This window comes from Morganella psychrotolerans (assembly GCF_001676155.1).
In the GTDB taxonomy this organism is placed as follows: Bacteria; Pseudomonadota; Gammaproteobacteria; order Enterobacterales; family Enterobacteriaceae; genus Morganella; species Morganella psychrotolerans.
In genome coordinates this window covers 39300-64908 of record NZ_LZEW01000032.1, presented here as the reverse complement: position 1 = coordinate 64908, position 25609 = coordinate 39300, and the positions used below count along the sequence as shown (strand labels likewise).

Here is a 25609-nt window from a genome sequence, read left to right as displayed (position 1 = left end):
GTCAGCGGCTTTTTTGTTGCCATTCATTGATGGCATCAATACGTCGGCGGGTCAGTTCTGTTTTAATGTCTGCCCCTTTAAAACCAGCATCGATAACCGGTTTGACTGCAACCTGCTGCGCGATAGTAAATGCATCAGATAGCAGTTGTCCCGGCAGATAATCATCAGCGTCGGGTGATATCCGGCTGCGGTAATCGGCTTCACCTGCCAGTGCTAGCTGCTTAATTCGTTCCGGTTTCCGCCAGGCATCCAGGTTGTCAAACAGCGCGATAATATCATCTGCACTAAGATGGCTGATGCGGTGAACGCAGTGATAAAAACGGCTTGAGAGCAGCGCCAGATCCCGCGCCGGGTTAGGTACCCGCACTCGTTCTGACAGTGCCTTAATTGCCGCAATACCTTCTTGTATACCCTGGTAACTCAGATACAGACATAATACCGCAAAGCGGATCTCTGTGCTGTCGGTGAGCACTGTTATCTGCTGCAACGCCTGTTCAGTCAGTGTGCCGTAATCTGTTTGTCCGTCAGACTCCCGGTAAAGTGCATCGAGTTCGGGAAACAGAACCGCAAGGGCTTTACAGCGGCGCAGTACAGAGAAATAGATCTCCGGATGTGTACTGTTCAGTGCTTTTTCTGTCTCTTTCCAGACCCGTTCAGCGGTGAGGTGAGTCAGTTCGCCCTGCTCAGTGATGGTCGTCATCAGTGACAGGGTTTCCGGCGCAATGGTAAAACCCAGCCCGGTAAAACGGGCAGCAAAGCGCGCGACGCGCAGAACACGCAACGGATCTTCTGTAAAAGCATCGGAGACATGACGCAAAATCCGGTTTCGCAGATCGTCTGCACCCCGGTATGGATCATATAGCGTGCCGTCAGCCGCTTGTGCAATAGCATTGATGGTCAGGTCACGGCGCTGTAAATCCTCTTCCAGCGTAACATCCGGCGCGCTGTAACAGGCAAAACCGGTATAACCGGCACCCGTTTTTCGTTCCGTGCGCGCCAGTGCGTACTCTTCCCGCGTTACCGGATGAAGAAATACCGGGAAATCCCGCCCGACCTGCTGATAGCCCTGTGCCAGCATTGTTTCCGGTGTCGTGCCGACCACAACCCAGTCTTTATCTGTAACAGGCTGTCCCAGCAGTGTATCGCGGACAGCTCCGCCGACCAGGTAAATTTCCACTATAACCTCCTGAACTGGTGCGGTTGCAGCATCAGTTCATCCAGCGATCTTTTTTCTTCCGGCGGGGAACCATGTGCGGCAGTAACAGACCCAGCAGCAGCCCGACACCGGCAACACCACCACCATACATAAACCATTGCAGTATAATATCGCGTTGCTTATCATCTAACTGGACACTGATGGCATCGAGTTTTTTCTTCGCGACCACGACCTGGTTACGCAGGCTGTCATTCTCTTTTTTCAGGTTATCGATGATGTCATCACTGGCGGCCACGCGGTTTTGTATATCGGCGGTTTTGTCATTCCAGGTTCCGTCGATATTGGCGAGTTTTCCGCGCAGTGTTTTTATTTCATCTTCCATTGCCGGAACACGCTCTTTCAGGCTTGGCGTGGCACTCAGCATTTCTTTCGGCAGCCAGACATCGCGGTTTTTACTGTCGCGGACCTGGACAAAACCGGTTTCATTATTCACATTAATGACGGTGACTTTTTCACCCGAATTCAGTGAACCTGCGATACGATAACGGGCGCTGGGACCACTGTGAACATAAGTGGACAGATCATCAGACACATAGCGGGTTTCTTCAGCATATGCGGTCAGGCTGCCAAGGGCTGCAAATAACAAAGGTAATAAGGCGAGTTTTTTCATCGTCATAGACTTATCATTCGTTGGTTATGAAATAGCATACTAATGAGTTAAGTGTGCGGGTGCAAACGGTAAACAGCCATGAGAACATTCTTAACGACGGTATAAACAACGGCATAACGTCGATAAACAGCAAAAAATCCGGCGATTTTCGGCACGATAAAGGCACACCCATCATAAATGAACGAATAAAGTGAAGATAATCATCTGAGTGAGATTACGGGGCAGCTTATGAGCACTTACGAAACAGAACTTAAATTTGCAGTAAAACCGGAAGCTATTACCGCGGCGATCGCCGCACTGACGGTATTTCCCCATCAGCATTTCCGGGCTGTCCGTCTGACCAACCGCTATTTTGAAACCGCTGATGACACGCTGCGCGGGTGGGATATGGGCTTGCGGATCCGCGGTTGTGATACGGAATACGAAATGACACTGAAAACGGCGGGCAATGATCTCGGCGGGTTACATCAGCGTCCGGAATATAATATTCCGCTTTCCCTGCCGGAGCTTGATTTAGCAGCATTGCCGGCGGATGTCTGGCCGGTGCAAACGGATGTGACAGCCTTGCAATCTGCACTCAGCACGCGGTTTTCCACAGATTTTTCCCGTGAAAAGTGGCTGCTTACTGTTAATAACAGTCTGGTGGAGGCGGTGCTGGATCAGGGCAGTGTGGTGGCGGGTGATGCACAATCCCCTATCTGTGAATTTGAACTGGAGCTGAAAGAAGGGACAGTCGGGGATTTGTTGCTGGCGGCAAAAGTACTGACGCCACTGCCGGGCTTACGTCTCGCCGGGCGCAGTAAAGCCGCGCGTGGCTACTGGCTGGTGCAGGGTTCACCAAAACCGGTGCTGCCGCAATTGTTAACGCCACCTGATCCGCAGGCACCGGTTGCGGATGTGCTCACCGCGCTGATTAAACAATGGCAGAGCCTGGAAGAGGCGTGGTTGCTGGATACAGACAACGCACTGCCTGCATTGCAGCAGACAGTTGTGCAACTGATGAGTATGGCAGATATTTATCCGGGCGCCGTCCCTGATTTTGTCCGTGACAGCCCGCTGGCAGACATCGCTGCCGCACTTTCCGGGACAAAGGCAAACGCGTCGGATGTCTGTTTCAGTCCGGCATGGTTGCAGTGTAAACTGGCTTTCACACAATGGATTTTCGCACTATGGATGGCAGAGCCCGCCGCGTAATGCGCGGGCATATTGTCCTGTAACAGGAATCTGATGACAAAAGGAACATTGATGCTGCCGCTGACTCCGGTACTCCGGCAACAGGCTGAGCGGATCTCCGCCCGGCTTGATGCAAATCTGGCCCCGTATTCTGCACAGGAAGCGTGTGTTTTTGCGGGCAGTGACTTTGTGGCACAGCTGTGTATCTGCCATCCGGACTGGTTACAGGCACTAAGACACTTGCCGCCGCAGCCGGATGAATGGCAGGACTATGCCGCGCGGCTGGCGGATGCTATGGCGGATGTCACACAGGAAGAGGAAGTGATGCGGGTGCTGCGTTTGTTCCGTCATCAGATGCTGATGCGCATTGCATGGATGCAGATCCTGCGCCAGAGCGCGACCCACACAACATTACGCCAGCTGAGTGAGCTGGCGGAGGTTCTGATTATCGCCGCCCGCGACTGGCTGTATCAGCGCTGCTGCGCGGAGTGGGGAACGCCTTGTTCTGCTGACGGCGAAGCCATGCCGCTGCTGATCCTCGGCATGGGTAAGCTGGGTGGTGGTGAACTGAATTTCTCTTCAGATATCGATCTCATTTTTGCTTATCCCGAAAACGGCGTGACACAAGGTGGTCGCCGTGAGCTTGAAAATGCACAGTTTTTTACCCGGATGGGGCAAAAAATTATCAAAATGTTGGATCAACTGACAGCGGACGGCTTTGTTTACCGCGTGGATATGCGTCTGCGTCCGTTTGGTGACAGCGGACCACTGGTGTTCAGCTTCTCTGCACTGGAAGATTATTATCAGGAACAGGGGCGCGACTGGGAGCGTTACGCGATGGTAAAAGCGCGTATTCTCGGGCACGACGATCGCGGATACAGTGATGTGCTGCGTAAAATGCTGCGCCCGTTTGTTTACCGCCGCTATATTGATTTCAGTGTCATTCAGTCACTGCGCAACATGAAAAGCATGATCGGCAGAGAAGTCCGGCGGCGCGGGCTGAAAAATAATATCAAACTGGGTGCGGGCGGGATCAGGGAAATAGAGTTTATTACCCAGGTCTTTCAGTTGATCCGTGGCGGGCGGGAGCCGGGGCTACAGACACAATCGCTGGCGGCAGCACTGGCTGAAATTGCGCGCCTGGGGCTGCTCGGAGATGAACAGGTTGCATTGCTGCTGGATGCTTACGCGTATCTGCGGCGTCTGGAAAATTTGTTACAGGCAATTGGTGACAACCAGACTCAGACACTGCCGGATACGGAGTTGGATAAGGCCCGGCTGGCGCACGGAATGGATGCGCCGTCGTGGGCAGCGCTGGAAACCGTTCTGAATGAAAAAATGACCGGGGTGCATCATATTTTTACTGATTTGATTGGTGAAGATGATGAGGCAAGTGAGGATGAAGCCGGATTACAGCCCTTTATCGCCCTGTGGGAAAGTGAGCCGGAACTGACTGATATTACAGCCGCATTTTCTCTTGATGAGGTGCAATCGGCTCAGTTTCTTGCCGATTTACAACTCTTCCGCCGGGATCTGGGTAAGCGGACCATCGGGCCGCGCGGGCGTGATGTACTTGATCAACTGTTACCCAAACTGCTGGCAAAACTGGCACAACAGCCGGATGCTCAGGTTATTTTACAACGGCTGACCCCGCTGCTGCTCGGCATCGTCAGCCGCACGACCTACCTGGAGTTACTGCTGGAATCAGATGTGGTGCTGACCCACGTTGTGCGCCTGTGCGCGGCATCCCCGATGATTGCGGTACAACTGGCGCGCCACCCGCTGCTGCTGGATGAGCTGCTGGACCCTGCATCACTTTATCAGCCGCTGCCGCTGACGGCGTACCGTGATGAGCTGCGCCAGTACCTGATGCGGGTGCCGGAAGAGGATGAAGAACAGCAGCTTGAAGCGCTGCGTCAGTTTAAACAGGCGCAGTTATTGCGCATTGCAGCGGAAGATATCACGGGTGTACTGCCGGTCATGAAGGTCAGCGACCATCTGACCTATCTTGCGGAAGCTATGATTGATGCGGTGGTTCAGCAGGCGTGGATGCAGATGGTAAAACGCTACGGCGAGCCTGCACATCTGACCCGTAATGGTGACAAAGGGTTTGCTGTGATTGGCTATGGCAAACTGGGCGGCTGGGAGCTGGGTTACAGTTCCGATCTTGATTTAGTCTTTCTGCTGGATTGCCCGGAAGGCACGCAGACCACAGGCCCGCGTGAAATCGATGCCCGCCAGTTCTATCTGCGGCTGGCGCAGCGCATTATGCATTTATTCAGCACCCGTACATCCTCGGGTGTACTGTATGAAGTGGATGCCCGCCTGCGCCCGTCCGGTGAGGCAGGGATGCTGGTCAGTACCCCGCAGGCATTTGCGGACTATCAGAAAAACAGCGCCTGGACATGGGAACATCAGGCGCTGATCCGCGCCCGTCAGGTATATGGTGATGAGGCGATTGCCGCCGGGTTTGATGCTATCCGCCGCGAAATTTTGTGCCGCCCGCGCGATAATGCGCAACTGAAGCAGGATGTCCGTGAGATGCGTGAAAAAATGTATCAGCATCTGGGCGGGCGCGACAGCGCGGTATTTAATATTAAACTGGATCCGGGCGGGATAACCGACATTGAGTTTATCGCGCAATATCTGGTGTTGCGCTTTGCGCCGCAAACCCCGGCACTGACGCGCTGGTCTGATAATGTGCGGATTTTTGAACTGATGGCAAACTATGATGTGATGCCGGAAACCGATGCGCAGCAACTGACCACCGCCTACACCACAATGCGCGATACTCTGCATCATCTGGCGTTACAGGAAAAATCCGGCGTAGTGCCGCTGACAGAGTTTGCCGCACAGCGCCAATTTGTCCGCGACTGCTGGCAGCACTGGCTCGGGGAATAAGACCCGCACAGCGGCACAGAAATTGTGATACAGGGTTTTCTGTTCAGCGGCAGGTTTGTGATAATATCAGTAATAATTTCGTTATTTATAAGGTGGAGCAGGGGATGAAAGTAACACTCCCGGATTTTCAGAAGGCGGTTGTTTTAGTCGTCGGTGATGTGATGTTAGACCGCTACTGGCACGGACCGACCAGCCGGATCTCCCCGGAAGCACCGGTACCTGTGGTAAAAGTCACTGAGATTGAAGAGCGCCCGGGCGGCGCTGCCAACGTCGCTATGAATATTGCGTCACTGGGGGCAAATTCCCGCCTGGTCGGATTAACCGGAATCGATGATGCTGCCCGCGCTCTGACTGAGCGCCTCAATGAAGTGAATGTGCGCTGTGATTTTGTCGGGCTGCCGACACACCCGACCATCACCAAGCTGCGGGTGTTATCGCGTAATCAGCAACTGCTCCGTCTGGATTTCGAAGAAGGATTTGCGGATGTTGATCCGCAGCCGATGCTGGAGCGCATTGAACAGGCACTGCCGCACATTGGCGCTCTGGTACTGTCTGACTACGCAAAAGGCGCGCTTGCCCATGTGGAAGCAATGATCGCACTGGCGCGCAAATCAGGTGTTCCGGTCCTTATCGATCCTAAAGGGACAGATTTTGCCCGTTATCGCGGTGCAACCCTGCTGACACCAAATATGTCTGAATTTGAAGCGGTCGCCGGGAAATGCACGGATAATGCGGATATTGAAGAGAAAGGCCTGAAGGTTATCCGTGATTTTGATTTACAGGCACTGCTTATCACCCGCTCTGAGCAGGGAATGAGCCTGCTGCGTCAGGGAATGCCCGCATTACATCTGCCGACATTGGCGCAGGAAGTGTTTGATGTGACCGGTGCCGGTGATACGGTGATCGGCGTACTTGCGACCTCCCTGGCGGCCGGAAAAACTCTGGATGAATCCTGTGTGCTGGCAAATGCCGCCGCCGGTGTGGTGGTGGGTAAAATCGGTACCTCGACGGTATCTCCGGTTGAGCTGGAAAATGCCGTACGCGGACGCAGTGAAAACGGGTTTGGCGTAATGACCGAAAATGAGCTGCATCAGGCTGTTGCCGCGGCACGTCAGCGTGGTGAAAAAGTGGTGATGACCAACGGCTGTTTTGACATCCTGCACGCCGGACACGTTTCCTATCTGGCGAATGCGCGCAAACTGGGTGATCGCCTGATTGTGGCGGTGAACAGTGATGCCTCCACCAAACGCCTGAAAGGTGAAAGCCGCCCGGTCAATCCGCTGGATCAGCGAATGATTGTGCTCGGCGCGTTAGGTGCTGTGGATTGGGTGGTGCCGTTTGAAGAAGATACGCCGCAGCGCCTGATTGCCGCTGTGCTGCCGGATATTCTGGTGAAAGGCGGGGATTATCGCCCTGAAGAAATTGCCGGAAGTGAAGAAGTATGGGCTGCGGGCGGGGAAGTGAAAGTGCTCAATTTTGAAGATGGCATTTCCACCACCAATATTATTAACGCAATCAATAAGTCAAAGTAACTGGTTAATTAGACAGGAGGTACACGGGGTGTATCTCCTGTTCACATTATTCGCTACATTACTCGCCGTCTTTTGCTGACAGGCGGGTTTCTAATTCTGCCAGACGTTTTTCCATCTGAGACAGTTTCTCGCGGGTGCGTAATAACACCTGAGTCTGCACATCAAACTCTTCGCGGTTGACCACATCCAGCTTACCGAGCTGAGACTGCAAAATAGCCCGCATTTTTTTTATCGATATCTGCCCCGATTTCCCGCACACCTTTCGGCAGTGCGCTTTGCAACTGTGTGGCAATTTGTTCAATTTTTTTTCGGGTCAATCATGATTTTTCCTTTATGAGCCGGAGAGTCTTAATGCTGCAAATAGTAACCCGGTACGGAATTTTGAACCAGTCTGAGTTCTCATTTTGAGCTTCCCGCAAAAATAACCACTGGTCGGGCTTACCTGTTGGAGGTATAGTGATCCTGCTATCTCAGGGCGGGGTGAAAGTCCCCACCGGCGGTAAACATTCCATTGCGAATGAAGCCCGCGAGCGCTTCACCCCTCAGGTGAAGGTCAGCAGATCCGGTGTAATTCCGGGGCCGACGGTTAAAGTCCGGATGGGAGAGAAATCAGCATCAGCCGGGCATTATCTGCCCGTCCGATAGCATATCCGTATACTGATCCGTACAGGTAATTGCCTGCTATGGTTTATTTTATGGTATGCATGCAACTCCTAAGACTGCCCTGGTTCTGGTAATCATTTTTAATTACGATGAGGTTTATTTACCATGAATCAGACGCTACTTTCAGATTACGGTAATCCGATTGAACGTGCAGAACGAGCCATTGCAGCTATCCGTCAGGGACGGGGTGTTATGGTACTCGATGATGAAAACCGCGAAAACGAAGGCGATATGGTGTTTGCCGCCGAAACCATGACTGTTGAGCAGATGGCACTGACCATCCGTTACGGCAGTGGCATTGTCTGTCTTTGCCTGACTGACGAACGCCGTCAGCAGCTTGACCTGCCGATGATGGTGGAAAACAACTCCAGCCAGTTTAAAACCGGTTTTACAGTCACTATTGAAGCGGCACACGGTGTTACCACCGGGGTTTCCGCCGCTGACCGTATCACCACTATCCGCGCTGCTGTTGCCGATGGCGCAACACCTGCTGATCTGCATCGCCCGGGTCATGTGTTCCCGCTGCGTTCACAGAACGGTGGCGTATTAACCCGTCGCGGTCATACTGAGGCCTCGGTTGATTTGGCGACACTTGCAGGGCTGAAGCCGTACGGCGTGCTGTGTGAACTGACCAATGATGATGGCTCGATGGCGCGCGCGCCACAAGTGATCACCTTTGCGAAAGCACATGATATGCCGGTGGTAACAATTGATGATCTGGTGCAGTACCGCGGGCAGTTAATGGCGAAAGCGGTCTGAGCATCCGGTTATAACAGGGTCAGTAACTGAACATACTGAAATTTAATAAATGCCGCTGCTGACACAGCGGCATTTTTACGTCTGCTGACTATCATATTTTTTGAATGACTTCATCATGATTACCCCGCGTGATTGTTTGTTAAATGGCATACACTGATCTCAGTGAACAAATTTTATGCGAGGTTAACAATGAAACGATTACCGGCTCTGTTTGTGGGTCACGGCAGCCCGATGAATGTCCTGGAAACCAACCGTTATACTGAAACCTGGCGGCAACTGGGAGAGCAACTTCCGCGCCCGTCCGCTATTCTTGTGGTGTCGGCGCACTGGTATACACAGGGTTCATGGCTGACTTCCGCTTCACATCCGCGCACTATTCATGATTTTCGCGGGTTCCCGCAGGCCTTACAGGAAACACAATACCCGGCTCCGGGATCAGCGTCGCTGGTGGAACGTGTTAAAAATCTGCTGAATGAAGATAACATCGGCGAAGATAACGGCGAATGGGGACTTGATCACGGCAGTTGGGGGATTTTAATCAAAATGTTCCCGGATGCGGATATCCCGGTGGTTCAATTGAGTATCGACGGCAGCAAACCGGCACAATGGTATTATGATACCGGACGAAAACTGGCGGCATTGCGTGATGAAGGCGTGCTGGTGCTGGGCAGCGGAAACGTGGTGCACAGTCTGCGGGAACTGGACTGGCAGAATGCTCAGGCAGCCCCGTATCCGTGGGCGGAAAGCTTTAATACCTTTGTGCGGGATAATCTGGACAGCGATATCTTACCGCACCCGCTGATTAATGCGCTCGATCGGGAAGACGGCAAACGCGCGAACCCGTCGCCGGAGCACTTCCTGCCACTGCTGTATATTCTGGGAATGCGGGAAGGTGCCGAGCCGGTAACTGTGCTGGTTGACGGGATTGAATCTGCATCACTGAGCATGTTGTCAGTAAAAGTAGGCTGACAATTTTTTGCCATAAAAAATCCCGGGCGCATCAGATGCGCCCGGGATTTTTGCAATAATGCGCCGCTATTCGTCAGTCAATAATAATATGCGGATAGAAACGGGAAAGATCCTGCGTTATCAGTGCTCTGTCTTCACGGATACAGATACCGGCGGATTCATCATTCACCAGCCAACTGCCGATAAGCGTGTAGCTGTCACCGAACTTAGGCAGAGGATGGAACTGCTGAACAATCATCCCCTCTTCGCCGTACGGACCGTCAGCGGCTGCTATCTCTTTTCCGTTCTCAATAATCCGGATATTCGCCCCTTCGCGGGAGAACAGCGGCTTGATCACGTAGCTGTCCATCTCCGGGTACGGCTTATCCGTAAAATACGCCGGTAACAGATTCGGATGATCCGGGAACATTTCCCACAGCAGCGGCAACAGGGCTTTATTGGAGATAATACTCTTCCACGCAGGCTCCAGCCAGCGTATACCGGCATCTGTCAGCTTGGTTGAGAAAATCTCGCGCATCATAAACTCCCACGGGTAGAGTTTAAACATGTTGCTGATTATCTGATCCTGAAGATCAGTAAACTCGCCGCGATCGCCCAGCCCGATATCTTCGATAAACAGGAAATCAGTGGTGATCCCCGCTTCCTGTGCACAATCCTGTAAATACTGAATTGTCCCGCGATCTTCCACAGAATCCTGACAGCAGGCCATGTGCAGATAACGGAATCCGAACTCTTCGGCTAATACACCAAAGCGCTCAATCAGTTTTTCCTGGATGCCGTTAAACTGATCGGCATTTTCCGGCAGATTACCGGCGGCAATCTGATCTTCCAGCCAGATCCACTGGAAAAACGCGGACTCATACAGGGATGTCGGCGTATCGGCATTGTTTTCTAACAGCTTAGGCGGATTGATACCGTCGTAAGCCAGATCAAGACGTGAATAAAGAGAAGGCTGGCGGGTTGCCCATGACTCGCGTACCAGATCCCAGCAGTGTTTCGGGATCTGAAAACGGGCCATCAGTTCATCACTTTGTGTGACTTTATCCACCACCTGAAGACACATCTGATGCAGTTCGTTTGTCACTTCCTCGATTTCATCGATTTGTGCCAGAGAGAACTGATAGCAGGCATCTTCTGACCAGTACGGCTCGCCGTACATAGTATGAAAGTGAAAGCCGAATTCATCGGCTTTCTCACGCCAGTCCGGGCGCTCGCTAATCGGGACTCGTTTCATGACAAATCAGCCGCCCATTGAGCGTGAAGAAGAACTGCTGCCGGATGAGCGCTGCATTGAGTTTTGTTTGGCAACACTGTCACCAAATCCGCCACGGGTCGTGGTTGTGGTGGTAGCCGGTTTTGGCGCCATTGCTGTTTTTGGTACGGATACAGAGCGTCCGCCGGTTGCGGAGCCGTAGTTTTTACCGCCTGCGTCGACAAACTTACCGTTTGCCGGGCTTGCCGCATTACGTGAGGTAAACAGTGGCTGGGATGCAGCACCGCCGCCCATCATACGGCCCATCATGTAACCGGCCATCAGCGGCATCCAGAAACCACCGGAAGCCTGTGCAGGCTCTTGTTGCTGAGTCTGGTTATTATTTGCCAGCTCAGTAGGCACCTGAGCCTGAGTACACTGGGATTCACCGAACTCAGCCACGCAATCTTCGCGGGTTGCATATTTCGGGGCGGTTTTTACCGCTTCCTGAACGGCATTATTGTATGCAGTGGTACATTCACCGGCCTGTCCCGGGTTTGCTGTTGTGCACTGTTCTGCTGTGGTATAGAGCGCGACGGTTTCATCGGCTTCATCACAGGCAGCCAGCATCAGGACTGCACCAACTGCGGCAGCAACAGGGGCTAAGCGATATTGACGCCAGGTTTTACGGAAAGCGTCGCGGTTAATATTTTTTGTGCGTTTTATTGTCATTGTCGTTATATCCGGAAACGGTTTCATGAGAGGTAATTACTGACTAGGATAGGGGAAAACTGTGTGAAATTAAAGCAGTAATCTGTTTTTTGCGGGTGATGCAGATTAAATAAGATTAACAGAAAAGAAAGAAGCGTGGGTTAGGGTATTTTTTATGCCGGAAAAATATCACTCATGGTCATAATTCCCCGGTTCTCCGGATAAAACCTGATATTTTACCTGTTTGACAGATAAGTTATCGTTAACAGGAACAAAGCATAAAAAAACCCGCCGGTGAGCGGGTTTTTTTATGATTCAGATAAAAACGCTTAGTTGGCTGTTTTACCTGTCACGGAAGAGGGTGCCGTCGGAATGGATTTACCCAGAACCTGGTTAAGGCGCAGGACATCATCTTCATTCAGTGTACCGCGTGCCTGACCGATATAGAGCTGACTAATCAGATAATCATAACGGGCATTTGACAGACTTTTCTTCGCTTCATACAGTGTCGTAGTCGCGTTCAGCACATCAACAATAGTACGTGTACCCACCTGATAACCGGCTTCGGTTGCATTCAGGGAGCTTTCCGCAGAAGTAACAACCTGTTTGTAGGCGTTAACACTGCTGATAGACGCATTGATATTGTTGTATGACGAACGGGTTACCTGGACAACCTGACGCAGCATCGCTTCCAGCTTTTCACTGGCGGCGGTATAACCGTACTGAGCCTGATCTACCTGAGATGACACCATACCACCGGTATACAGCGGAATACTGACGTTTACGCCGATGGTGCTCTGACCCGCGTAATTATTCGCGTAATTATTCGGATAACCGCTGCCGCTGTAATCGTTGTTAGTTACACCGGTACCCGCGCTCAGTTCAACGGTCGGATAGTGGCCTGATTGCGCCATGCTGATTTGTTCTTTCGCCAGATCACGTCCCAGAGAGGCACTCAGCAGGTTCAGGTTACGTTCCTGCGCTTCTTTGAGCAGCACCTCGATAGCATCCGGTGAACTGGTTTTAAACCGGTTAACATCCAGAGACGCTAAATCGCTGTAATAAATTCCGCTCACCTGACGCAGTTGTTCAATCGTATTTTCAACATCATTACGACCGGACACTTCCTGTGCCAGAACACTGTCGTAGTTGGCACGGGCGTTCTGAACGTCAGTGATTGCCACCAGACCCACATTAAAGCGCTGTGTGGTCTGATCTAACTGACGGTAAACAGCTTCTTTCTGTGACTGCACATAAGAGAGCGTATCCAGTGCGCGCAGGACATTAAAATAGGCAACAGAGGTATCAACAATCAGCTGCTGCTGTGCGCTCTGGAACGTAATGTCACTGATCCCGGCTGTTTTTTCCTGCAAATCCAGCTGACGCCATTTGCTCATATCAAAAATGGTCTGAGTTAATTTCAGCTGCGCATTCAGTGTATTACTGTTTTGATTCCGGTTATCACGGTAACCGCTGCCGTATTCATAACCACCGCCTAAACCTAACTGCGGCAGTAACGGGCTGCGTGCTTCGTTAATTTTTTCAAAGGCCTGGTTACGTTCAGCTTGAGTTTGACGCAGGGTCGGGTTCGTCTCTTTCGCTTTTTGATAAACCTGGAGGAGGTCTTCAGCCTGAGTAACAGTACTGAAACCTGCCACACTCACAGCAATGAGAAGAGAAAGCAGTTTCTTCATTAGGATTCCTTTTGCACAGCGCTAATCTGTTAGTTGCTTCCCGGGAAGCTTCAAATGGCTTTAATTCTAGCAGAGTCAACTTACTATTAAAGGTAGCCGTTTGTGCCATCCGGGTTAAATTAGATTAATTTTACCTCATTGCCCGGAAAATTTCTTTATCTCAAATGATGAAAAACTCCTTTATCATAAAGAATTGATTACACAGCGGAGAAAATAATATGGTACATGAACCAAAATTACCTTTTTCTTTTGGTAACAAAGATGTGGAGATCCTCAGTAAAAAAACCGTATTTTCCGGTTTTTTTAAGATTAATGAGTATCGCTTCCGTCACCGGTTGTTTGACGGCGGCTGGAGCCCGGAAATCTGCCGTGAAGTATTTGAAAGAGGCAATGCAGGGGTGATCCTGCCGTATGATCCTGTGCGCGACGAAGTCATTCTGATTGAGCAAATCCGGCTCCCGGCAATAGAAAGCAGCAATACACCGTGGTTGCTGGAGGCGGTCGCGGGCATGATTGATAAACCCGGGGAATCAGCCGAAGAGGTTGTCCGGCGCGAAGCCATGGAAGAGGCCTCGGTGCATATCGGGCGGTGTACGTTTGCCCTGAGTTATTTATCCAGTCCGGGCGGTACCTCTGAGCGGATGTATGTGTATATCGGTGAAGCTGACAGTACCACTGCCGGAGGCGTGCATGGTCTGGCGCAGGAAAACGAAGATATCCGCGTGCATGTTGTCAGCCGTGAACAGGCGTATCAGTGGATTGAAAAAGGTGTGATCGATAACGCAGCAACTGTCATTGCAATTCAGTGGCTTACATTGCACTATGAACGTATACGTGCAACGTGGCGGGATAAATAACCCGGATTTTTTTTTTCTCAAACCGGGGAATTGTGTGCGGGATTGCAGATCTCTTCAGCTAAAACACGTTATTATTATGCGTTAGTTGTTAAAATAACAAGGACATCGATTGGAAATCCCGTTGCATTTGGCCGTAGCTGATGGCGCTGCGGTCAGAATTTTACAGATTACAGATACGCACCTTTTTGCCGGTGAAACTGAGACATTGTTAGGGATCAATACCCTGCACAGTTATCACGCCGTGCTCGATGCTATCGTAAAGCAGCAACTGCCGACCGACCTGGTTGTAGCGACCGGTGATCTGGTTCAGGATCAGAGCATCCGTGCCTATCAGCGGTTTACGCAGGGTGTTGCCTGTTTACCGGCGCCCTGCGTCTGGTTGCCGGGAAATCATGATTATCAGCCGTCAATGGCAAGGGAACTGGCGGATGCCGGTATTAACCCCGCCAAACATATTTTATTAGGTGAACAGTGGCAGGTGCTGCTGCTGGACAGTCAGGTGCAGGGCGTACCGCACGGCGAGCTCAGTGAGTATCAGCTTGCGTGGCTGGATGAGTGCCTGGCACAATATAGTGATCGCCATACGGTTGTGATGCTGCATCATCATCCGCTGGCATCCGGGTGTAACTGGCTTGATCAGCACAGTCTGCGTAATTCGCATGAGCTGGCTGATGTTCTGGTGAAATATCAGAATATTGATGCGATTTTGTGCGGACACATTCATCAGGATCTGGATATGATATGGAACGGTATGCGCGTGCTGGCAACACCGTCAACCTGTGTACAGTTTAAACCGCACTGCACCACCTTTACGCTCGATACTGTGGCACCGGGCTGGCGTTATCTGGAACTGACCACGGGTGAGTTTCCGGCACTGAAAACAACAGTGCACCGCCTGGATACTGACGAATTCAGCCCTGATCTGGGCTCGGAAGGTTACTGATGGCGACGCTCCTTTATCTGCACGGCTTTAACAGCTCTCCATTGTCAGAAAAAGGAATGATGCTGAAATCCTGGCTGGCAGAACATCACCCGGAGATCCGGATGGTTATCCCGCAACTTCCCTGCTATCCGGATGAGGCCGCCCTCTATCTGGAAAACCTGATGAGCTCTCTGGCCGGTGAAAATACCGGAATTGTCGGCTCTTCTCTGGGAGGTTATTTTGCGATCTGGTTATCGCAGACATTTGATGTTCCCGCAGTAGTAGTTAATCCGGCGGTTTATCCTTTTGAATTACTTCAGAATTATTTAGGGGAGAATGTTAACCCCTATACACATGAACGCTACACACTTGAACCCCGCCACATGCAGGATTTACGGGCTGTGTATATTGATTCACCTGAATCACCGGATTTGATCTGGTTATTACAGCAGACCGGCGACGAAGTACTTGATTACCGTCAGGCGGTCACGCATCTGGTGGCGTGTAAACAAACGATTGAATCCGGCGGAAGTCACGCCTTTACAGGTTTTCCTCAGTATTTTCCGCAGATAATTAATTTCCTCGGACTCGGCAATAACTGAAAACCATGTTTTAATTTCCCTGTGACTGGTATTATCGCCAGTATCACTCACGCATTTTGTTTATTTTTTAGCTAATAGCCGATAAGCCAATATGACGCAATCATCTTATAACGCAGAGGATATCGAAGTCCTCAGTGGTTTGGAGCCTGTCCGCCGCCGTCCGGGAATGTACACGGATACGACGCGGCCGAATCATCTGGCTCAGGAAGTTATCGACAACAGCGTCGATGAGGCTTTAGCCGGTCACGCTAAGTCCGTCGAGGTTATTTTACACAAAGACCAGTCGGTTGAAGTTACCGACAACGGGCGCGGAATGCCTGTGGATTTGCACCCGGAAGAAAAAGTCTCTGCGGTGGAACTCATCATGACCCGCCTGCATGCCGGGGGAAAGTTCTCCAATAAGAACTATCAGTTCTCCGGTGGTTTACACGGTGTTGGTATTTCCGTGGTCAATGCGTTGTCAAAACGCACCGAAGTGACTGTCCGCCGTGACGGACAGGTATATCAGATTGTCTTTGAAAATGGCGATAAAGTCAGCGAGCTGGCTGTGATCGGGCAGTGCGGCAAACGCAACACCGGAACCAGCGTCCATTTCTGGCCGGATGAACAGTTTTTTGACAGCCCGCGTTTCTCCGTTTCCCGTCTGACACATCTCCTGAAAGCCAAAGCCGTGTTGTGCCCGGGCGTTGAGATCCTTTTCAAAGATAATGTGAATGATACGCAGCAGCGCTGGTGCTATCAGGACGGCCTGACTGACTATCTGATGGAAAATGTGAACGGACTGGTCACATTACCGGAAGTGGCATTTACCGGAAAACATCATGGTGATAATGAAGCAGCGGACTGGGCATTGCTGTGGCTGCCGGAAGGCGGCGAGCTGCTGACCGAAAGTTACGTAAACCTTATCCCTACCCCGCTGGGCGGGACGCACGCGAATGGTCTTCGCCAGGGACTGCTGGACGGAATACGTGAGTTTTGCGAATTTCGCAATATTATGCCGCGTGGCGTGAAATTGTCTGCGGATGATATCTGGGAGCGCTGTGCCTATGTGCTGTCAGTAAAAATGCAGGATCCGCAGTTTGCCGGTCAGACCAAAGAACGGCTCTCCTCGCGCCAGTGCGCTGCGTTTGTCAGTGGTGTGGTGAAGGATGCATTCAGTCTGTGGCTTAACCAAAACGTTCAGGTGGCAGAGCAGCTTGCGGAAATGGCGATTGCCAGCGCGCAGCGGCGACTGCGTGCCTCTAAAAAAGTGGTGCGTAAAAAACTGACATCCGGACCGGCGCTGCCGGGCAAGCTGGCAGACTGTTCTTCCCAGGATATGAATCAGACCGAAATTTTCTTTGTGGAAGGGGATTCGGCAGGCGGCTCGGCGAAACAAGCCCGCGATCGCGAGTTTCAGGCGATCATGCCGCTGCGCGGTAAGATCCTCAATACCTGGGAAGTCTCTTCTGATGAAGTACTTGCCTCGCAGGAAGTACATGATATCTCAGTGGCGATCGGTATCGATCCGGACAGTGATGATTTAAGCACGCTGCGCTACGGTAAAATCTGTATTCTGGCGGATGCGGACTCCGATGGTCTGCATATTGCCACTTTACTGTGTGCGCTGTTTGTCCGTCATTTCCCTGCATTAGTCAAAGCCGGTCACATCTATATGGCTATGCCGCCACTTTACCGTATCGATCTCGGTAAAGAAGTACATTACGCGCTCGATGAGAACGAAAAAAAATGCCATTTTAGATAAATTAAGCCGCAAGCGCGGCAAACCAAATGTGCAGCGTTTTAAAGGCCTGGGTGAAATGAACCCGGGGCAGTTGCGTGAAACGACCTTAGATCCGAATACCCGGCGCCTGGTTCAGCTCACTATCAGTGAGGAGAATTTTCAGGAAACACTGTCGGTAATGGATATGCTGCTGGGTAAAAAACGTGCGGAAGATCGCCGTAACTGGTTGCAGGAAAAAGGCGATCGGGTGGAATTAGATGTGTAATGTTACCCCCGTGACAGCACAAAGGTCAGAGGAACAGAGTGAATGAGTGAAATAACTCAGGACGGAGTGGAGCGCCAGCCGCTCCATAGCTTTACGGAGAACGCTTACCTTAATTATTCCATGTACGTCATCATGGACAGGGCGCTCCCTTTTATCGGCGACGGCTTAAAACCGGTTCAGCGGCGCATTATTTATGCCATGTCTGAGCTGGGACTGGGCAATTCCGCCAAATATAAAAAATCGGCCCGTACTGTCGGTGACGTACTGGGTAAATACCATCCGCACGGAGACAGCGCCTGCTATGAAGCGATGGTGCTGATGGCGCAGCCGTTCTCTTACCGTTATCCGCTGGTTGACGGACAGGGGAACTGGGGTGCGCCGGATGATCCTAAATCCTTCGCCGCGATGCGTTATACCGAATCCCGCCTGTCAAAATATGCAGAAGTGCTGCTCAGTGAGCTGGGACACGGCACGGTAAACTGGGTGCCGAACTTTGACGGCACCATGCAGGAGCCGAAAATGTTACCGGCGCGCCTGCCGAACATTCTGCTGAATGGTACGACCGGGATTGCGGTCGGGATGGCGACGGATATTCCGCCGCATAATGTCCGTGAAGTGGCGAATGCGCTGCTGGCGCTGATTGATAAATCGTCCCTGACTCTTGATGAAGCCATGAGCTACATCCCGGGACCGGACTACCCGACCGACGCTGAAATTATCACCAGCCCGGATGATATCCGTAAGATGTATAAAACCGGGCGCGGATCAGTGCGTATGCGCGCGGTCTGGACTATCGAAGACGGTAATGCGGTGATCACTGCGCTGCCGCATCAGGTTTCCGGTGCAAAAATTCTTGAGCAGATAGCGTCTCAGATCCGGGCGAAAAAATTGCCGATGGTCGACGATCTGCGTGATGAATCAGATCATCAGAATCCGACCCGCCTGGTTATCATGCCGCGCAGTAACCGGATCGACTTGGATCAGGTGATGACTCACCTGTTTGCAACCACTGATCTGGAAAGAAGCTACCGCGTCAACATGAACATGATTGGTCTGGATAACCGCCCTGCGGTGAAAGGTCTGGTTGAGGTTCTGACTGAGTGGCTGACTTACCGGCGCGAAACGGTACGCCGCCGTCTGAATCACCGCCTGGAAAAAGTGCTGCGCCGCCTACATATTCTGGATGGTTTATTACTGGCCTACCTCAATCTTGATGAAGTGATTGAGATTATCCGCTCCGAAGATGAGCCAAAGCCGGTACTGATGGAACGTTTTGCACTGAGTGATACTCAGGCAGAAGCGATTCTTGAGCTGAAATTACGCCACTTAGCCAAACTCGAAGAGATGAAAATTCGTGGCGAGCAGGATGAATTAGCCAAAGAGCGCGACAAATTGCAGGCTATCCTCGGCTCTGAGCGGCGTATGAATACGCTGCTGAAAAAAGAGATCGAAGATGATGCGAAGCAGTATGGCGATGATCGTCGTTCTCCGCTGAATGAGCGCGAAGAAGCAAAAGCCATGAGTGAGCATGAAATTCTGCCGTCTGAGCCGGTCACCGTTGTGTTATCTCAGATGGGTTGGGTGCGCAGTGCTAAAGGGCATGATATCGATCCGTCCGGAATGAACTATAAGGCGGGAGATAATTTCCTGGGTGCCGCAAGAGGCATGAGTAATCAGCCGGTCGTGTTCCTGGACTCAACCGGGCGCAGCTATTCTCTTGATCCGCTGGAACTGGCCTCAGCGAGAGGTCAGGGTGAACCGCTGACGGGTAAACTGACACCGCCGCCGGGTGCCGTGTTTGAACAGGTTCTGATGAATAATGATACTCAGAAATACCTGATGGCATCGGATGCCGGTTATGGGTTTATCTGTACATTCAGTGATTTGGTGGCAAAAAATAAAGCCGGAAAATTACTGATAACCCTGCCGGATAATGCGAAAGCCATGACGCCGATAGAGGTGAATGACGAAGAGAACGATCTCCTGCTGTCTGTCTCACAGGAAGGGCGGATGCTGTTATTCCCTGTGGGTGACCTGCCGCAGTTATCTAAAGGTAAGGGGAATAAAATTATTTCCATTACTTCTGCGGCCGCCGCTACCGGTGAAGACGGGCTGGCGCATCTGTTTGTTATCCCGGCAGACGCAAGTGTGACGCTGCATTTCGGTAAGCGTAAGCTGGTTATGCGTCCGGAAGAGTTACAGAAATTCCGTGCTGAACGCGGACGTCGTGGTACCGCGTTACCGCGCGGGATGCAGAAAAAGATTGAGCGGGTTGAGATTGTTATTCCGGAGAAAAAAGCCTGATAACCGGACGTTGTCAGTTATCGCATTCACGGGGCAATGATGCCCCGGTTTTTCTGAACGGCCATTTTGCGGGGGACGCATGTTAGCCATTTTACGTATTATTATTGCTGTAATTTATTGTATTCTCGGGAGTATCGCGGGGATACTTATCTGTCTGACCAGTCCGCGTAATCCGAAACATGTGATGACCTTTTCTCACATGTACGGAAAACTGTCTTATGTCTTCGGGATCAAGGTTGTGTACCGTATCCCCGACAGTATCAAATCAGCCGGTACCTGTGTTTATGTGGCTAACCATCAGAACAACTATGACATGGCGACCATGTCAAACGCGGTACAGCCGCGTACGGTGACAGTCGGCAAGCGCAGCCTTATCTGGATCCCGTTCTTCGGGCAACTGTACTGGCTCTCCGGAAATATTTTGATTGACCGCACAAACCGCAGCAAAGCACACAACACGATAAGCCAGGTTGCGGATCAGATAAAAAAACGCAATATCTCGGTCTGGATGTTTCCTGAAGGCACCCGCAGCCGCGGACGCGGTATGTTGCCGTTTAAAACCGGTGCATTTCACGCGGCAATTGCTGCAGGCGTTCCTGTGATCCCTGTGTGTGTGTCTACAACAGAAGGGCGCATTAAACTGAACCGCCGGAATAATGGTGTGGTAATAGTGGAAATGCTGCCGCCGATTGATACATCAAAGTATACCCGCGAACAAGTCCGTGAATTAGCTGAAGATTGTCGTCAGATGATGATCACACGGGTCGCAGAGCTGGATCAGGAAGTGGCTGAAATGGATAAGAAAATGGGTATAAAGCATCACTGATATCCATAATTGTCCGACCGGGTGGAAAATACCGGTCTTATTATTTTACAACTTATCATAGATAAGTTTAGGAATTGCTCTTCATTCGCTATATCATACGCTTAACACTCCGTTGTTAAGCGTATGCACTTCATTAAGATATAACACGGATCAATCTGTCTGCTCACCGGCATACGGGCGCACTTCAACATTCGTAGTAACCATGAAAACGTTTTTCCCGGAGATGTTATGACACTGAGTCGGCGTCGGTTTATTCAAGCATCCGGCTTAGCTGCGTGTTTGGGATCACTGCCCCTGTCTGTCCGTGCTGCTGATGAAGGTGGCAGCCAGCCATTACCCGTTCCGCCATTATTGGAAAGTCGTAACGGACAGCCGTTATTTCTGACAATGCAGCGCACACACTGGTCGTTTAACGGCAAAAACCAGGCAACGGTCTGGGGATTTAATGGCCGATATCTCGGCCCTACTATCCGTGTTCGCAACGGCGACGATATCAAAATGATTTACAGTAACCGGCTTTCTGAGCCTGTTGCCGTTAATGTCAGTGGTCTGCTGGTGCCGGGTACGGTGTCCGGTGGTGCTGCCCGTCTGATCTCCCCGAATACAGAATGGTCGCCGGTGGTCCCGGTTCGTCAGCCTGCTGCTACCTGCTGGTATCACGCCAATACACCTAATCGTATGGCGCCGCATGTCTATAACGGACTGGCGGGGATGTGGATTGTGGATGATGAAGAGAGCCGCAGTTTACCTCTTCCGAAAGAGTACGGCGTGAATGATTTCCCGCTGATCATACAGGATAAGCGCCTGGATTCATTTGGTTCGCAAGAGTACCGCACAGATAACAATGAGATGTTTATCGGTGACCGCCTGATTGTTAACGGCGCGGAAGACCCGTATCTCGAAGTCTCAAAAGGCTGGATCCGGTTTCGCCTGGTTAATGCCGCCAATGCCCGCCGCTTTGAACTGAAACTCAGTGATGGTCGTCCGTTCTATATGGTTGCATCCGATCAGGGATTGCTGCCGTCACCGGTAGCGGTTGAGGTATTGAGCCTGTCCCCCGGAGAGCGGCGTGAAGTGCTGATAGACATGTCGAAAACAGAAACACTGACTATCACGGCGGGTGAATCAGCAACACTGACCGATCGCTTTAAAAGCTTGTTTGAGACATCAAATACGTTGGTAAATACCAATGTTCTGACGATAAAAGCCACCGGGCTGATTTCACTGGTAACCGATGATTTACCGGCAACGCTGATTAAGGACCCGACTGAAATTACAACGGGTGTCCGCAATCGTGATATTGCCCTCAGCATTTCACCGCCGGCAATCAACGGCGCAATGTGGGATATGAGCCGGGTGGATATCCGCACGCAGCAGGGTAACTGGGAGCGCTGGATTGTCACCACGGATACACCGCAGCCGTTCCATATCAGCGGTGTCCGTTTCAAAGTGATCAATCATGATGGGCAGTCACCGGCACCGCAGGATTATGGCTGGAAAGATACGGTCTGGATTAACGGACGCAGTGAGTTACTGGTGCAGATGATGCAACCGTCTTATTCACACTTCCCGTTCTTCTATTACAGCCAGTTCCTGGAACAGGCTGACCGGGGTGTTATCGGACAGTTGGAGGTTGAGGCTGTCAGCCAGTATTAACGTTTGTCAGTTACAGACGATTTGATAAAAAACCGCTGATTTTTCAGCGGTTTTTTTATGAATTCAGCGACCTAAAAGCCGTTTCTCTTCTTCCCGCAGCCAGCGGGAAAATGTTCCGGCAACCACATTAAAATGTGTAATTGCGGTATCTGGTTCCTCCGCCTGCCTGAGCAGAAAATTCAGTGCATGGCGTTTGTCCGGATATAAATCAGCGGCTTTTTCTGCCATCAGCATCAGTGGCAGCGGATAGGTGCATGATGTGTAATCCCGCCACAGAAGGGCGGTTGCCCGCAGGAGCCGTCTGGCGGTTTCCCGTTTTATCCGGCGGATCTCACCAAGCGGTGGTCTTTTCTCTAACTGCATAAGATTGGTGCGCACAAGCATAGGGAAATCCCCGTTTATGCCGTGAACAATTTCCCGGTTCAGTGATACCGGGGGCAGTTTAAGTGTCAGATCCTCGCCATAAACCGGCAGACAGAAATTTGCCAGCCAGTAAGACCAGACCGCCTGGTGTGCCGGTGAGGTGGCTTCAGTCAGCAGCCCGGTATCAAAACCAATTTTTGTCACACTGTGATGGCGGCTGGTTAATGCGGTATCCAGAGAAGTGAGTGCATATTTTTCAGCAGAGGTCAGCGACGAGTTCAGTACCAGGGTCAGATCCAGGTCTGACCGCCCGGGGACGGCGCGCCCTTCTGCCACACTGCCGTATACGTAAATACTGTGCAATGTCCCGGATAATGAGGAGCTCAGTGACTGCACCGCATCCTGTATGACAGCCTGAAATTCAGGCTGGAAAGTATGTTTCTTATTTATTGTCATTATTATCAGCTCATGGCAACCCGGACACCGAAACCAATCAGGACGACGCCAAGTACTTTATCAATATATTTCTGAATTCTTGCCAGTCCCCGGCGTACCGGCGCACTCTGGATAAGCAGTACCAGTGAGGGCCAGTAAATCACCGCCAGACCCATTACAATAGCAGCATACCAGAGTTTTTCACCAAAACCTGAATTGACATCCAGTACCTGTGTAAAAATTGCCAGGAAGAAAAGTGTCGCTTTCGGATTAAGAAGATTACAGAGAAATCCCTGCATAAAGGCTTTTTTAAAGGAAACACGCTGATGTGAATTCTCTTCTGTGTCAGGAGCATGCCCTGCACGTGAAAGTAAGCTGTTGATACCTATCCAGATAAGATAGGCTGCACCGGCATATTTGAGGATAGTAAAAAGCCACGGTGTAGTGGTGATGATCACGGCCAGCCCTGCCACACAGTAGGTCATGTGAATAGCGATTGCGGCGAGTAAGCCCAGCGCGGTCATCATTGCGGCGGCCCGCTGATAGCGGGCGGCATTCTTCACTATCAGGAAAAAATCAGGACCCGGGGAGATCATTCCGAGCGCGGCGACAGTGGTCACCATCAGGGTGGCATCATACATGTGGGATATCCTTGCTGAAAAAGACCTGTACACAGAGTAAAAGTATGACTCACCTGCAAGTGTGAAGACAAATAAATTATTTGTATTGATGAAACACTGAATTCAGTCGACTGTATTGAGTTGTTTACGTATAGTGGCGACAAAATTTCTCTCAGCCCTAAGGTGAAATGAATGAACATTAGCTTGATCGCCGCATTAGCTATGGATCGGGTTATTGGCATGGAAAATGCGATGCCATGGACGTTGCCTGAAGATCTGGCATGGTTTAAACGTAACACGGTAAATAAGCCGGTGATCATGGGACGGGTAACCTATGAATCTATCGGACGTCCTCTGCCGGATCGCCTCAATATTGTTCTGAGCCGCACACCGGGCAATGATGACCGTGTTGTCTGGGCAACGTCTGTTGAAGAAGCACTGGCGATTGCACAGAAAGAAACTGACGGCGAAATCATGGTGATGGGTGGCGGTAAGGTTTACGGACAATTCCTGTCACTGGCAGACCGTATGTACTTAACGCATGTCGATGCTGAAGTCAGCGGTGATACGTATTTCCCGGACTATGAACCGGATGAATGGGATTCCACATTTATGGAATACCACGATGCGGACGAAGCCAACTCACACGGTTTCTGCTTTGAAATTCTTGAGCGCCGCAAGAGCTGATTAATCAGTTGATTCATATTTTTTGATAAATAATTTTAATAAAAAAGCAGAGCTCCGGCTCTGCTTTTCCATTTTAAGAGACAGGTAAAAGCGCTATTCGTCATCATCATCACGCGGAGAAAAAGACTCCTGCCAGAAATAGCAGCGATCTTCCCAGCGCAGCATCGTGAGCTGTCCGCCCCAGCAACATCCGGTATCCAGGGCATACACGTTACGTGGCGTACCTTTGCCTTCCAGAGATGCCCAGTGACCAAAAGCCACACTGTAATCTTCCGGTAATTTTGACGGCAGTGCAAACCAGGGCTTTAAGGGGGCGGATATCTGATCCGGCTTATCTTTGCACACCATATCCAGTTGCCCGTCCGGGAAACAATAACGCATCCGGGTCATTGCATTTGTGGAAAAACGCAGACGCGCCAGGCCTGTCAGTGACGGTGACCAGTCATTCGGTAAATCGCCGTACATAGCATTAATAAACAGCGGATAGGTATCACTGCTGAGTACCGCCTCCACTTCCCGCGCGCACATGGCGGCTGTTTCCAGATCCCACTGCGGCGTAATACCGGCATGTGCCATCACCAGTTTTTTATCATGATCAATTTGTAACAGGGGCTGGCGGCGCAGCCAGTTGATCAGTTCATCCAGATCCGGCGCACTGAGCAGGGTATTTAAATGATCACGCGGCTTATTGCGGCTGATACCTGCGAAGATCCCCAATAAATGAAGATCGTGGTTACCGAGCACCAGTTTCACACTGTCGCCTAAGCTTTTCACATAACGCAGAACACTGAGGGAGTCCGGACCACGGGCGACAAGGTCGCCGGTCAGCCACAGAGTGTCTGTTTGCGGATCAAAATGAGCCTGATCCAATAATGCGCGAAGTTCACGGTAACAGCCGTGAATATCGCCGATAAGGTAGGTTGCCATAA

General features: G+C 51.2%; 20 protein-coding genes, 2 pseudogenes and 1 riboswitch. Of the genes and pseudogenes, 13 read left to right on the top strand and 9 right to left on the bottom strand.

The genetic code is table 11. The features are described 5' to 3' along the window. Window position 1 precedes the first annotated feature (1 nt). Both AYY16_RS17180 and AYY16_RS17175 read right to left on the bottom strand, forming a co-directional pair. Window positions 2-1177, bottom strand: coding sequence for a multifunctional CCA addition/repair protein (locus tag AYY16_RS17180; RefSeq protein WP_067369430.1), 1176 nt, complete (start codon window positions 1175-1177; stop codon window positions 2-4). A gap of 31 nt (window positions 1178-1208) precedes the next feature. After that, window positions 1209-1826: a TIGR04211 family SH3 domain-containing protein gene (locus AYY16_RS17175; protein WP_067369657.1), complete on the bottom strand. Its 618-nt coding sequence runs from the start codon at window positions 1824-1826 to the stop codon at window positions 1209-1211. A 228-nt stretch (window positions 1827-2054) separates the two neighbouring features. Between AYY16_RS17175 and AYY16_RS17170 the strand changes: the two genes are divergently transcribed. The 3 genes from AYY16_RS17170 to hldE all read left to right on the top strand — a co-directional run bounded on the left by AYY16_RS17170 (window position 2055) and on the right by hldE (window position 7432). Further along, window positions 2055-3020: a CYTH domain-containing protein gene (locus AYY16_RS17170; RefSeq protein WP_067369423.1), complete on the top strand. Its 966-nt coding sequence runs from the start codon at window positions 2055-2057 to the stop codon at window positions 3018-3020. 51 nt (window positions 3021-3071) lie between these two features. Continuing rightward, window positions 3072-5900, top strand: a complete 2829-nt coding sequence (glnE, locus tag AYY16_RS17165) for a bifunctional [glutamate--ammonia ligase]-adenylyl-L-tyrosine phosphorylase/[glutamate--ammonia-ligase] adenylyltransferase (protein ID WP_067369654.1) — start codon at window positions 3072-3074, stop codon at window positions 5898-5900. A gap of 104 nt (window positions 5901-6004) precedes the next feature. Continuing rightward, complete coding sequence (gene hldE, locus AYY16_RS17160; protein ID WP_067369420.1) at window positions 6005-7432, top strand: bifunctional D-glycero-beta-D-manno-heptose-7-phosphate kinase/D-glycero-beta-D-manno-heptose 1-phosphate adenylyltransferase HldE; 1428 nt, start codon at window positions 6005-6007, stop codon at window positions 7430-7432. Window positions 7433-7490: 58 nt separating this feature from the next. Here the strand turns inward: hldE and ubiK are convergent. After that, window positions 7491-7753 (bottom strand): annotated as a pseudogene (gene ubiK / locus AYY16_RS17155) (ubiquinone biosynthesis accessory factor UbiK). 141 nt (window positions 7754-7894) lie between these two features. After that, window positions 7895-8045, top strand: a riboswitch (FMN riboswitch). A 155-nt stretch (window positions 8046-8200) separates the two neighbouring features. Here ubiK and ribB point away from each other — a divergent pair. Both ribB and ygiD read left to right on the top strand, forming a co-directional pair. Next, the gene (gene ribB / locus AYY16_RS17150) at window positions 8201-8854 is read left to right on the top strand and encodes a 3,4-dihydroxy-2-butanone-4-phosphate synthase (protein ID WP_067369417.1); all 654 of its coding nucleotides are present in this window, start codon (window positions 8201-8203) and stop codon (window positions 8852-8854) included. Window positions 8855-9043: 189 nt separating this feature from the next. Next, window positions 9044-9823 carry a 4,5-DOPA-extradiol-dioxygenase gene (ygiD, locus tag AYY16_RS17145; protein ID WP_067369415.1) on the top strand — a complete coding sequence of 260 codons (780 nt, stop codon included), beginning with the start codon at window positions 9044-9046 and terminating at the stop codon, window positions 9821-9823. A gap of 73 nt (window positions 9824-9896) precedes the next feature. On the opposite strand, the gene AYY16_RS17140 is transcribed toward ygiD, so the two are convergent. The 3 genes from AYY16_RS17140 to tolC all read right to left on the bottom strand — a co-directional run bounded on the left by AYY16_RS17140 (window position 9897) and on the right by tolC (window position 13420). Then, window positions 9897-11057, bottom strand: coding sequence for a glutathionylspermidine synthase family protein (locus AYY16_RS17140; protein WP_067369412.1), 1161 nt, complete (start codon window positions 11055-11057; stop codon window positions 9897-9899). 6 nt (window positions 11058-11063) lie between these two features. After that, a complete protein-coding gene (locus AYY16_RS17135) occupies window positions 11064-11747 on the bottom strand; it encodes a DUF1190 family protein (RefSeq protein WP_190973111.1) in 684 nt (227 codons plus the stop codon). A gap of 308 nt (window positions 11748-12055) precedes the next feature. Further along, complete coding sequence (tolC, locus tag AYY16_RS17130; protein WP_067369409.1) at window positions 12056-13420, bottom strand: outer membrane channel protein TolC; 1365 nt, start codon at window positions 13418-13420, stop codon at window positions 12056-12058. 218 nt (window positions 13421-13638) lie between these two features. Here tolC and nudF point away from each other — a divergent pair, with 218 nt between their 5' ends. From nudF to ftsP, 7 genes and pseudogenes are all read left to right on the top strand, one after another. Continuing rightward, window positions 13639-14277, top strand: coding sequence for an ADP-ribose diphosphatase (nudF, locus tag AYY16_RS17125; protein ID WP_067369406.1), 639 nt, complete (start codon window positions 13639-13641; stop codon window positions 14275-14277). A 109-nt stretch (window positions 14278-14386) separates the two neighbouring features. Continuing rightward, a complete protein-coding gene (gene cpdA, locus AYY16_RS17120; protein ID WP_067369404.1) occupies window positions 14387-15220 on the top strand; it encodes a 3',5'-cyclic-AMP phosphodiesterase in 834 nt (277 codons plus the stop codon). Continuing rightward, window positions 15220-15801, top strand: a complete 582-nt coding sequence (gene yqiA / locus AYY16_RS17115; RefSeq protein WP_067369402.1) for an esterase YqiA — start codon at window positions 15220-15222, stop codon at window positions 15799-15801. Before cpdA ends, yqiA begins: the two co-directional genes overlap by 1 nt. A gap of 91 nt (window positions 15802-15892) precedes the next feature. Then, window positions 15893-17789: pseudogene (parE, locus tag AYY16_RS17110) on the top strand (DNA topoisomerase IV subunit B). 42 nt (window positions 17790-17831) lie between these two features. Next, window positions 17832-20093 carry a DNA topoisomerase IV subunit A gene (gene parC, locus AYY16_RS17105; protein ID WP_067369400.1) on the top strand — a complete coding sequence of 754 codons (2262 nt, stop codon included), beginning with the start codon at window positions 17832-17834 and terminating at the stop codon, window positions 20091-20093. Between the two features lie 79 nt (window positions 20094-20172). Beyond that, window positions 20173-20919, top strand: a complete 747-nt coding sequence (locus AYY16_RS17100) for a 1-acylglycerol-3-phosphate O-acyltransferase (RefSeq protein WP_067369398.1) — start codon at window positions 20173-20175, stop codon at window positions 20917-20919. A gap of 228 nt (window positions 20920-21147) precedes the next feature. Beyond that, window positions 21148-22575, top strand: a complete 1428-nt coding sequence (gene ftsP, locus AYY16_RS17095) for a cell division protein FtsP (RefSeq protein ID WP_067369395.1) — start codon at window positions 21148-21150, stop codon at window positions 22573-22575. Between the two features lie 63 nt (window positions 22576-22638). Here ftsP and AYY16_RS17090 read toward each other — a convergent pair whose 3' ends face one another. Both AYY16_RS17090 and AYY16_RS17085 read right to left on the bottom strand, forming a co-directional pair. Further along, the gene (locus tag AYY16_RS17090; protein ID WP_223861245.1) at window positions 22639-23394 is read right to left on the bottom strand and encodes a nucleotidyltransferase domain-containing protein; all 756 of its coding nucleotides are present in this window, start codon (window positions 23392-23394) and stop codon (window positions 22639-22641) included. Between the two features lie 5 nt (window positions 23395-23399). Continuing rightward, entirely contained in the window at window positions 23400-24014 is a 615-nt protein-coding gene (locus AYY16_RS17085) for a LysE family transporter (protein WP_067369391.1), read from the bottom strand. Window positions 24015-24185: 171 nt separating this feature from the next. Here AYY16_RS17085 and folA point away from each other — a divergent pair, with 171 nt between their 5' ends. Then, window positions 24186-24680, top strand: a complete 495-nt coding sequence (gene folA, locus AYY16_RS17080) for a type 3 dihydrofolate reductase (protein ID WP_067369388.1) — start codon at window positions 24186-24188, stop codon at window positions 24678-24680. Window positions 24681-24773: 93 nt separating this feature from the next. Here folA and apaH read toward each other — a convergent pair whose 3' ends face one another. Then, window positions 24774-25607, bottom strand: coding sequence for a bis(5'-nucleosyl)-tetraphosphatase (symmetrical) ApaH (gene apaH / locus AYY16_RS17075; RefSeq protein WP_067369386.1), 834 nt, complete (start codon window positions 25605-25607; stop codon window positions 24774-24776). Window positions 25608-25609: the final 2 nt, after the last annotated feature.

What these genes read in the sequence shown, in the direction of transcription:
- AYY16_RS17175 (WP_067369657.1), bottom strand. Translation starts at nt 1,826, where the DNA reads ATGAAAAAACTCGCCTTATTACCTTTGTTATTTGCAGCCCTTGGCAGC.
- AYY16_RS17170 (WP_067369423.1), top strand. Translation starts at nt 2,055, where the DNA reads ATGAGCACTTACGAAACAGAACTTAAATTTGCAGTAAAACCGGAAGCT.
- glnE (WP_067369654.1), top strand. Translation starts at nt 3,072, where the DNA reads ATGCTGCCGCTGACTCCGGTACTCCGGCAACAGGCTGAGCGGATCTCC.
- hldE (WP_067369420.1), top strand. Translation starts at nt 6,005, where the DNA reads ATGAAAGTAACACTCCCGGATTTTCAGAAGGCGGTTGTTTTAGTCGTC.
- ribB (WP_067369417.1), top strand. Translation starts at nt 8,201, where the DNA reads ATGAATCAGACGCTACTTTCAGATTACGGTAATCCGATTGAACGTGCA.
- ygiD (WP_067369415.1), top strand. Translation starts at nt 9,044, where the DNA reads ATGAAACGATTACCGGCTCTGTTTGTGGGTCACGGCAGCCCGATGAAT.
- AYY16_RS17140 (WP_067369412.1), bottom strand. Translation starts at nt 11,057, where the DNA reads ATGAAACGAGTCCCGATTAGCGAGCGCCCGGACTGGCGTGAGAAAGCC.
- AYY16_RS17135 (WP_190973111.1), bottom strand. Translation starts at nt 11,747, where the DNA reads ATGACAATAAAACGCACAAAAAATATTAACCGCGACGCTTTCCGTAAA.
- tolC (WP_067369409.1), bottom strand. Translation starts at nt 13,420, where the DNA reads ATGAAGAAACTGCTTTCTCTTCTCATTGCTGTGAGTGTGGCAGGTTTC.
- nudF (WP_067369406.1), top strand. Translation starts at nt 13,639, where the DNA reads ATGGTACATGAACCAAAATTACCTTTTTCTTTTGGTAACAAAGATGTG.
- yqiA (WP_067369402.1), top strand. Translation starts at nt 15,220, where the DNA reads ATGGCGACGCTCCTTTATCTGCACGGCTTTAACAGCTCTCCATTGTCA.
- parC (WP_067369400.1), top strand. Translation starts at nt 17,832, where the DNA reads ATGAGTGAAATAACTCAGGACGGAGTGGAGCGCCAGCCGCTCCATAGC.
- AYY16_RS17100 (WP_067369398.1), top strand. Translation starts at nt 20,173, where the DNA reads ATGTTAGCCATTTTACGTATTATTATTGCTGTAATTTATTGTATTCTC.
- ftsP (WP_067369395.1), top strand. Translation starts at nt 21,148, where the DNA reads ATGACACTGAGTCGGCGTCGGTTTATTCAAGCATCCGGCTTAGCTGCG.
- AYY16_RS17090 (WP_223861245.1), bottom strand. Translation starts at nt 23,394, where the DNA reads ATGACAATAAATAAGAAACATACTTTCCAGCCTGAATTTCAGGCTGTC.
- AYY16_RS17085 (WP_067369391.1), bottom strand. Translation starts at nt 24,014, where the DNA reads ATGTATGATGCCACCCTGATGGTGACCACTGTCGCCGCGCTCGGAATG.
- folA (WP_067369388.1), top strand. Translation starts at nt 24,186, where the DNA reads ATGAACATTAGCTTGATCGCCGCATTAGCTATGGATCGGGTTATTGGC.
- apaH (WP_067369386.1), bottom strand. Translation starts at nt 25,607, where the DNA reads ATGGCAACCTACCTTATCGGCGATATTCACGGCTGTTACCGTGAACTT.